The organism is Thermococcus sp. (genome assembly GCF_027012695.1).
Classification (GTDB): Archaea; Methanobacteriota_B; Thermococci; order Thermococcales; family Thermococcaceae; genus Thermococcus.
The window spans coordinates 36,969-43,331 of record NZ_JALUYR010000088.1 but is presented as its reverse complement, the minus strand read 5'-3'; the positions used below and the strand labels follow the sequence as shown (position 1 = coordinate 43,331).

Below are 6,363 nucleotides of genomic sequence, written 5' to 3'. Positions count from 1 at the left end.
ACATTCTCCTTCGAAGGAATAGCAGTAAGAGACCAAAGTTGATGGCCATGCTCCCAGAGTTAGGAATAAAAGTCGTTCCCCTAATGCCTGAGATTCTCTCCAAAGCGGAGATGTGTGAAAAGCTTGATTTTGACGATGCCATCCACTACGCGACCATGAAAGCCCACAAGATAGGCGTAATCCTCTCAAACGACCGAGATTTTGACAAATTACAAAATTAAGGAGATAAAAAGGATCTTTTAGCTCACTCCTTTTTCTCCTCGGGGAACTTCGACGTTTCTTCATTGGCCCTCATAATGCTTTTCCTGTACTCCTCGTACTTCTTCCTCGCCTCCTCGGCCTTCTCCTTCTCGCCGAGGTACTCGTATGCCTCCGCCACGTGCTTCCACCACATCGGGTCCTTTTCGGCTTCCTTAAGGCAGTACTCGAGGAACTTCTGATAAGCTTCCCTCGCGAGGTCTTCCATGCCGAGCTTCCTCGCTATGTTACCGACGTCCTCCCAGAAAACTCCCTCTTCCTGAGCCTCCTTCCTGTAGTACTCGAGGGCTTTAAGCCATGCCTCCTTAGCTTTCTCCTCGTTTCCGAGTTCCTCGTAAAGCTTGGCAACGTCTTCCCAGAACCAGGGTTCTTCCTCGGCGTAGCGCTCCAGAGCCTTGGCTGCCCTCTCCATGTTTCCAGCTTTCTTCCAGTACTCGTGGGCCTCCTTGAGATAGTAGGTGTCCTTCTCCTTCTCGTAAAGCTGTTCGTAGATCTCCGCTGCCCTCTCGTACTTGCCGGCCTTCTCGTAGGCCCACGCCGCGCTCTCCATCCAGCCGAGCTTCTCGTACATTTCAGCGGCCTTCAGGTAGTCTCCCTTCTTCTCGTATTTTCTCGCCGCCTGCTTGTACTTGCCGGCCTTTTCGAGACTCTCGGCGCTCTTGAAGCGGTCAACGAGGCCGAGGTCGGGCTCGCTGATGTACCAGATGCCGAAGGCAACCACCGCGATAAAGAAGACTATTATCGCCCACACCGGGGTGAGGTACGACCAGTTGGAACGGTCCCAGGTGATGGCCCGGTAGAGGCCGTAGCCGCTTATGGCCGTGAAGATAGCGAGTATCATCCCGTACTTCCAGCTCTCGGCGTAGAGGGTCAGCCCCGTGAAGAAGAGGAGCATCAGGGTGACGCCGAGGAAACCGAGGACGAGGATCACCTTGAGGAGCAGCGTCCAGCCGCCGTACCACACTATTCCGGCGGCTATTAAAACGACCGCCAGGAGGAAGCCCACCAGATACGCTTTCAGCCTGTCCACACTTCCACCCCCTCCATTTCCAGCAGGAAGATTTTTTCGTCCAGTCGCGGGGTGTAGTAGCCGATCCCGTCTTTAGCCACCACCCTGTGACAGGGAACCACTACCGGGTAGGGATTTCGCCTCATGGCTCCTCCGATGGCCCTTGGGGAGGTACCGAGGGCCCTCGCGAGGCCACCGTAGGTTATAACGCTCCCTCTTTTAACGTTTTTTATGAGCCATTCGTAAACGCGCCTCTCGAAGGGGGTAACTCCCTCGAAGGACAGCTCCGGGAGGAGGTCGGCGTTGTCGAGCCTTCCGAGGATGACGTCCCTCACGAGGTCGGGATAGGGGGATTTCCCGGGTGTTGTGTCACCCTTCACGCCCCTTCTTCCGAGAAAGCGCACGAGTCTCTCAACGTTTCCCGAGAGGTGCTTCTCCTTCAGGGAAAAGGTTATCCCGAGGATCCTTTCTTCCCAGAGGACGGCTATCCAGACAGTCCTTCCGCCCAGCTCAAAGGCCTTGACGCTCAGCATCGCTAAGGCTTTAAGGGGAGGACTTTAAACGCTTTCGGTGGTAAAATGAGGATCTACGTGCTCGGTGCGGGGAGCATAGGCTCACTCTTCGGGGGCCTGCTGGCGAGGGCGGGCAACGACGTTACTCTCATCGGCAGGGCGGAGCAGGTTGAGGCGGTTAACGAGAACGGTCTCGAAGTGTTCGGTGTCGAAGAGTTCAGGGTTTACCCCAAGGCGAGCCTCTACGCGCCGGACGAGCCGCCCGATCTACTCCTGCTGGCCACGAAGTCCTACTCAACGAAAGTGGCACTTGAGTGCGCGAGAAACTGCATAGGGCCGGAGACCTGGGTGCTCAGCATACAGAACGGCCTGGGCAACGAGGAGCTGGCCCTGAAGATAACGCTCCGGGTTCTGGGGGGAATAACCACGAACGGGGCGATGCTCGTTGAATGGGGCCGCGTGAAGTGGACGGGCAGGGGCATAACAGTCATCGGAAAGTATCCCACTGGAAGGGAGGAATTCGCGGAGAAGGTTGCGGAGGTTTTCAGCAGGGCCGGCATAGAAACCCGCGTCAGCGAGAACATCGTCGGCTGGAAGTGGGCGAAGGCGATAGTCAACTCCGTTATCAACGGCCTGGGAACGGTTTTAGGCGTCAAAAACGGCTTTCTGATGGAGGACCCAAACCTCGAGGGAATCTCGGTGGACATAGCGAGGGAGGGCTGCCTCGTCGCCCAGCAGCTCGGCATAGAGTTCGAGGTTCATCCCCTCGAGCTCCTCTGGGAAACCATAGAAAAAACCCGGGACAACTACAACTCAACCCTCCAGGACATCCTGCGGGGCAAGAGAACGGAGGTGGACTACATTCACGGCAAGATCGTCGAGTACGCCCGCTCCGTTGGTCTCGAAGCCCCCCGGAATGAACTCCTCTGGGCACTCATAAAGGCGAGGGAAAACCTAAATAAGCGGGAGGGTGAAGTTTGGACGGAGGGATGAGGATGCCCATATTCGGGGGAAAGGAAAGCAACGTTTTTGATGCCATAGAGGAACACCTGAAGGCTGTGGAGGGGGTTCTCGAGGCCTTCAGGGAGCTCGTCGCTGCCTACCTTGAGGAGGACTTTGAGAGGGCAAAATCCTTTGAAGAGAGGGTGAGCGAGCTGGAGAGCGAGGCCGACAAACTGCGGAGGAGCATAGAGACCATGCTCTACGAGGGTGCTTTCCTGCCGGCCAACCGGGGCGACTACGTCCATCTCAGCGAGCAGGTTGACCAGGTGGCAGATGCTGCCGAAAGCGCTGCCCACACGCTAATCCTGGCGAGACCGAGGGTCCCGATTGAACTGAAGGGAGAGATAATGCGTCTTGTGGATTCTGCGATAGGGACCTATGAACTGCTGATTGACGCCGTAAGGGCCCTCAACTCAAACGTTGACAAGGCTATAGAGCTGACGAAGGCGGTGGAGGACGCGGAGGAGAGTGCCGATAGGGTTGAGTACACCGTCAAGGGTAAGGTTTTTGAAAGCGAGACTATTTCAACCTACGCCAAGCTGATCTGGAACCAGATCCTCACGAAGATCGGTGATATAGCGGATAGGGCGGAGGATGCCTCCGACCAGGTCATGCTCATGGCGATAAAGAGGAGGGGATGATGCATGGTGAAGGTTCTTGTTGCTGCGCCGCTGCACGAGAAGGCAATAGAGATCCTGAAGAAAGCCGGTTTTGAAGTCGTTTACGAGGAGTACCCTGACGAGGACAGGCTTGTGGAACTCGTGAGGGACGTTGATGCCATAATCGTCCGGAGCAAGCCGAAGATCACCAGACGGGTAATAGAGGCCGCCCCGAAGCTCAAGGTCATCGGAAGGGCCGGTGTCGGTCTCGACAACATAGATCTCGAGGCCGCCAAGGAGAGGGGCATTAAAGTAGTTAACAGCCCCGGTGCAAGCTCAAGAAGCGTCGCGGAACTCGTCTTCGGACTGCTCTTCGCCGTTGCCAGGAAGATAGCCTTCGCCGACAGAAAGATGCGCGAGGGAGTGTGGGCCAAGAAGCAGTGCATGGGCATCGAGCTTGAGGGCAAGACGATCGGTGTCGTTGGCTTCGGCAGGATCGGCTACCAGGTGGCGAAGATCGCGAACGCCTTCGGGATGAAGGTTCTCCTCTACGACCCTTACCCGGACGAGAAGAGGGCCATGGAAGTTGGGGGAACCTTCGTATCACTGGAGGACCTCTTCAAGGAGAGCGACGTCGTTACGCTTCACGTTCCACTGGTCGAGTCCACATACCACCTGGTCAACGAGGACAGGCTCAGGCTGATGAAACCCAGGGCTATCCTCATAAACGCTGCGAGGGGTGCGGTGGTTGACACCAATGCCCTCGTGAAGGCGCTGGGGGAGGGCTGGATTTACGGCGCTGGACTGGATGTCTTTGAGGAGGAGCCCCTGCCGAAGGACCACCCGCTGACGAAACTCGACAACGTTGTCCTGACGCCCCACATAGGGGCCTCAACCGAGGAGGCCCAGATGAGGGCGGGCGTTCAGGTCGCGGAGCAGATCGTGAAGATCCTCAGGGGATGAGCCCTTTTATTTTCACTCCTATCCCAGCTGGAAACCTTTTAAACTCCCACCCCTACCTCCCCCCATGACGACCCACCACCCGCGCTGGAAGGAACGCCTCAGGGATGAGGGCTACCTTGAGGTTGGAGACTTCAGGATAGAGCTGACGCTTGACAACACCTTCATGGACCTTGACTACATACCCAGGGTTATATTCTACGACGGGGAAACCGGCCGCTGGCACGTTCTCAGGAATCCTATTCCAAAGGGAAAAACGCTCGAGGAGAACTGGGACAACGCAATCGAAGTTCTGGAGAGAATAGCCCGCGGTGAGGAGAAGCCGATCTTCGGAGACGAGGGGGTGGCCGTGAGGTTCGCCAGGGCTTTGAGGTCCCTTGCCGGTGGTTAGTGAATTTGCTCACCCATTAAGTATTTTTGAGGAGAAAACTTCTAAACCGTTTGGATCTACTCTTATCCGGTGATGGTGATGGATGCTCACATCGATATAGCCAGGTACATAGACCACACGAACCTGAAGCCCTACGCCACCAGGGAGGACATAGTCAAGCTCTGCAAAGAGGCCATCGAGTACGGGTTCTACGCCGTCTGCGTCAACCCCTACCGCGTCAAGCTCGCCAAGGACTACCTGCGCGAGAGAAAAGCGGACGTCAAGGTCGCGAGCGTTATCGGTTTTCCGCTCGGGGCAACGCCGACCGAGATAAAGGTCGCCGAGGCGAAGAAAGCCCTTGAAGACGGCGCCGATGAACTCGACATGGTCATCAACATCGGCGCACTGAAGGACAGGGATTACGAGTACGTTAAGAACGACATAGCGGAAGTGGTTAAGGTCGCCCACGAGAAGGGAGCGAAGGTCAAGGTCATCATCGAGACCTGCTATCTAACCAACGAGGAGAAGGTGAAGGCCTGCGAGCTAGCTAAGGAAGCCGGAGCCGACTTCGTGAAGACCTCTACCGGCTTCGGAACCGGAGGGGCAACGGTGGAAGACGTTAAACTGATGAGGAAGGTCGTCGGCCCGGAGATGGGTGTCAAAGCGGCCGGGGGCATAAGGACATACGAGCAGGCCTTAGCGATGATTGAGGCCGGGGCGAACAGGATTGGGACGTCGAGCGGCGTAAAGATCGTGGAAGGTGCCCGGAATGGACGAGATTCGGGAGCTCCTTGAGAAGGCTATGGAGGAGCTCAGGGAAGAGGGCCTCAACCCGGACATCCTGCTCGCGGGTCCGGGCTTCATCGAGCACGCCTTCGACGTCCTCCGCCGCTGTGGGATCAGGGTTTACAGAATAGAGGAGCTGGACTACGACGCCGTCGTAGCGGATTCAAAGTTCCTGGGCCAGATGAAGAAGGCTTCCAGAAGGATATCCCTGGAGCCATTCCTCCTAGAGGTAGAAGTGTGGGAAGAATTGAAGAGACTCGAGGTCTAGATGAGGTCCTCGATCTCCGGATACCTTTTCTTTATGGCCTTGGCCAGGGCGGTGCCAACGAGGATACCCGTTACTGCCTGAAGGGTGTTGCCCGGGACCTCCGTGAGGGCCGCAGGAAGGCCGTACATATAGACCTCGAAGAGGAAGTAGCCGAGCACCATTATCGCCCCACCGACGACACCCGCCACCACCAGGTTCCCTGTGCTGTCGCTCCTCCTCGCGAGGTAGCCGACGACGAGGCCCTCCAGCCCCTTGACGACGAGCGTTATTGGCGCCCAGCCGGGATAACCGCCGATGATGTCACCAAGGGCCGAGCCGACTCCCCCCGCAAAGAAGCCGACCACTGGGCCGAAGACCATCGCCGCGAACATGACCATCGTGTCGCCCAGGTTGATGTAACCGTTTGTGGCGGGGGTGGGGATCCTGATTATGGTGGTTGCCACGGCAACGAGGGCCGCCATTATCGCCGAAACGGCCAGCATGCTGGCGCTCCTGAACTTCTTCCTGTTGACGTAGACGTAGACAACGTAGAGTACCGTGACTCCCGCGAGCACGTAGGGACCGTAGGGCCCGAGCACCTCCGTCAGGGAGGACATTCG

Annotated in this window: 10 protein-coding genes; 7 read left to right on the top strand and 3 right to left on the bottom strand. The window is 57.1% G+C overall.

Going from position 1 to position 6,363, the window contains the following annotated elements; genetic code table 11:
• Nucleotides 1-221 (top strand): type II toxin-antitoxin system VapC family toxin (locus MV985_RS07330; RefSeq protein WP_297464826.1); only part of this gene is annotated, 221 nt, incomplete at its 5' end.
• Between the two features lie 23 nt (nucleotides 222-244).
• Here the strand turns inward: MV985_RS07330 and MV985_RS07325 are convergent.
• Both MV985_RS07325 and otg read right to left on the bottom strand, forming a co-directional pair.
• Entirely contained in the window at nucleotides 245-1,288 is a 1,044-nt protein-coding gene (locus tag MV985_RS07325; RefSeq protein WP_297464824.1) for a tetratricopeptide repeat protein, read from the bottom strand.
• Entirely contained in the window at nucleotides 1,276-1,800 is a 525-nt protein-coding gene (gene otg / locus MV985_RS07320) for a methylated-DNA--protein-cysteine methyltransferase (protein WP_297464823.1), read from the bottom strand. Before otg ends, MV985_RS07325 begins: the two co-directional genes overlap by 13 nt.
• A gap of 45 nt (nucleotides 1,801-1,845) precedes the next feature.
• Between otg and MV985_RS07315 the strand changes: the two genes are divergently transcribed.
• The 6 genes from MV985_RS07315 to MV985_RS07290 all read left to right on the top strand — a co-directional run bounded on the left by MV985_RS07315 (nucleotide 1,846) and on the right by MV985_RS07290 (nucleotide 5,764).
• Nucleotides 1,846-2,772, top strand: coding sequence for a 2-dehydropantoate 2-reductase (locus MV985_RS07315; RefSeq protein WP_297464820.1), 927 nt, complete (start codon nucleotides 1,846-1,848; stop codon nucleotides 2,770-2,772).
• Between the two features lie 2 nt (nucleotides 2,773-2,774).
• Nucleotides 2,775-3,422: a TIGR00153 family protein gene (locus tag MV985_RS07310; RefSeq protein ID WP_297464854.1), complete on the top strand. Its 648-nt coding sequence runs from the start codon at nucleotides 2,775-2,777 to the stop codon at nucleotides 3,420-3,422.
• A 6-nt stretch (nucleotides 3,423-3,428) separates the two neighbouring features.
• Entirely contained in the window at nucleotides 3,429-4,343 is a 915-nt protein-coding gene (locus MV985_RS07305) for a D-2-hydroxyacid dehydrogenase (protein WP_297464852.1), read from the top strand.
• 64 nt (nucleotides 4,344-4,407) lie between these two features.
• Nucleotides 4,408-4,731 carry a hypothetical protein gene (locus tag MV985_RS07300; RefSeq protein WP_297464819.1) on the top strand — a complete coding sequence of 108 codons (324 nt, stop codon included), beginning with the start codon at nucleotides 4,408-4,410 and terminating at the stop codon, nucleotides 4,729-4,731.
• 78 nt (nucleotides 4,732-4,809) lie between these two features.
• Nucleotides 4,810-5,505 carry a deoxyribose-phosphate aldolase gene (gene deoC, locus MV985_RS07295; RefSeq protein WP_297464850.1) on the top strand — a complete coding sequence of 232 codons (696 nt, stop codon included), beginning with the start codon at nucleotides 4,810-4,812 and terminating at the stop codon, nucleotides 5,503-5,505.
• On the top strand, nucleotides 5,480-5,764 hold the full coding sequence (locus MV985_RS07290; protein WP_297464817.1) for a family 4B encapsulin nanocompartment shell protein: 285 nt from the start codon (nucleotides 5,480-5,482) through the stop codon (nucleotides 5,762-5,764). Before deoC ends, MV985_RS07290 begins: the two co-directional genes overlap by 26 nt.
• Here MV985_RS07290 and MV985_RS07285 read toward each other — a convergent pair.
• On the bottom strand, nucleotides 5,761-6,360 hold the full coding sequence (locus MV985_RS07285; protein ID WP_297464815.1) for an ECF transporter S component: 600 nt from the start codon (nucleotides 6,358-6,360) through the stop codon (nucleotides 5,761-5,763). The genes MV985_RS07290 and MV985_RS07285 overlap by 4 nt on opposite strands.
• Nucleotides 6,361-6,363: the final 3 nt, after the last annotated feature.

What these genes read in the sequence shown, in the direction of transcription:
- otg (WP_297464823.1), bottom strand. Translation starts at nt 1,800, where the DNA reads ATGCTGAGCGTCAAGGCCTTTGAGCTGGGCGGAAGGACTGTCTGGATA.
- MV985_RS07315 (WP_297464820.1), top strand. Translation starts at nt 1,846, where the DNA reads ATGAGGATCTACGTGCTCGGTGCGGGGAGCATAGGCTCACTCTTCGGG.
- MV985_RS07310 (WP_297464854.1), top strand. Translation starts at nt 2,775, where the DNA reads ATGCCCATATTCGGGGGAAAGGAAAGCAACGTTTTTGATGCCATAGAG.
- MV985_RS07300 (WP_297464819.1), top strand. Translation starts at nt 4,408, where the DNA reads ATGACGACCCACCACCCGCGCTGGAAGGAACGCCTCAGGGATGAGGGC.
- deoC (WP_297464850.1), top strand. Translation starts at nt 4,810, where the DNA reads ATGGATGCTCACATCGATATAGCCAGGTACATAGACCACACGAACCTG.
- MV985_RS07290 (WP_297464817.1), top strand. Translation starts at nt 5,480, where the DNA reads ATGGACGAGATTCGGGAGCTCCTTGAGAAGGCTATGGAGGAGCTCAGG.
- MV985_RS07285 (WP_297464815.1), bottom strand. Translation starts at nt 6,360, where the DNA reads ATGTCCTCCCTGACGGAGGTGCTCGGGCCCTACGGTCCCTACGTGCTC.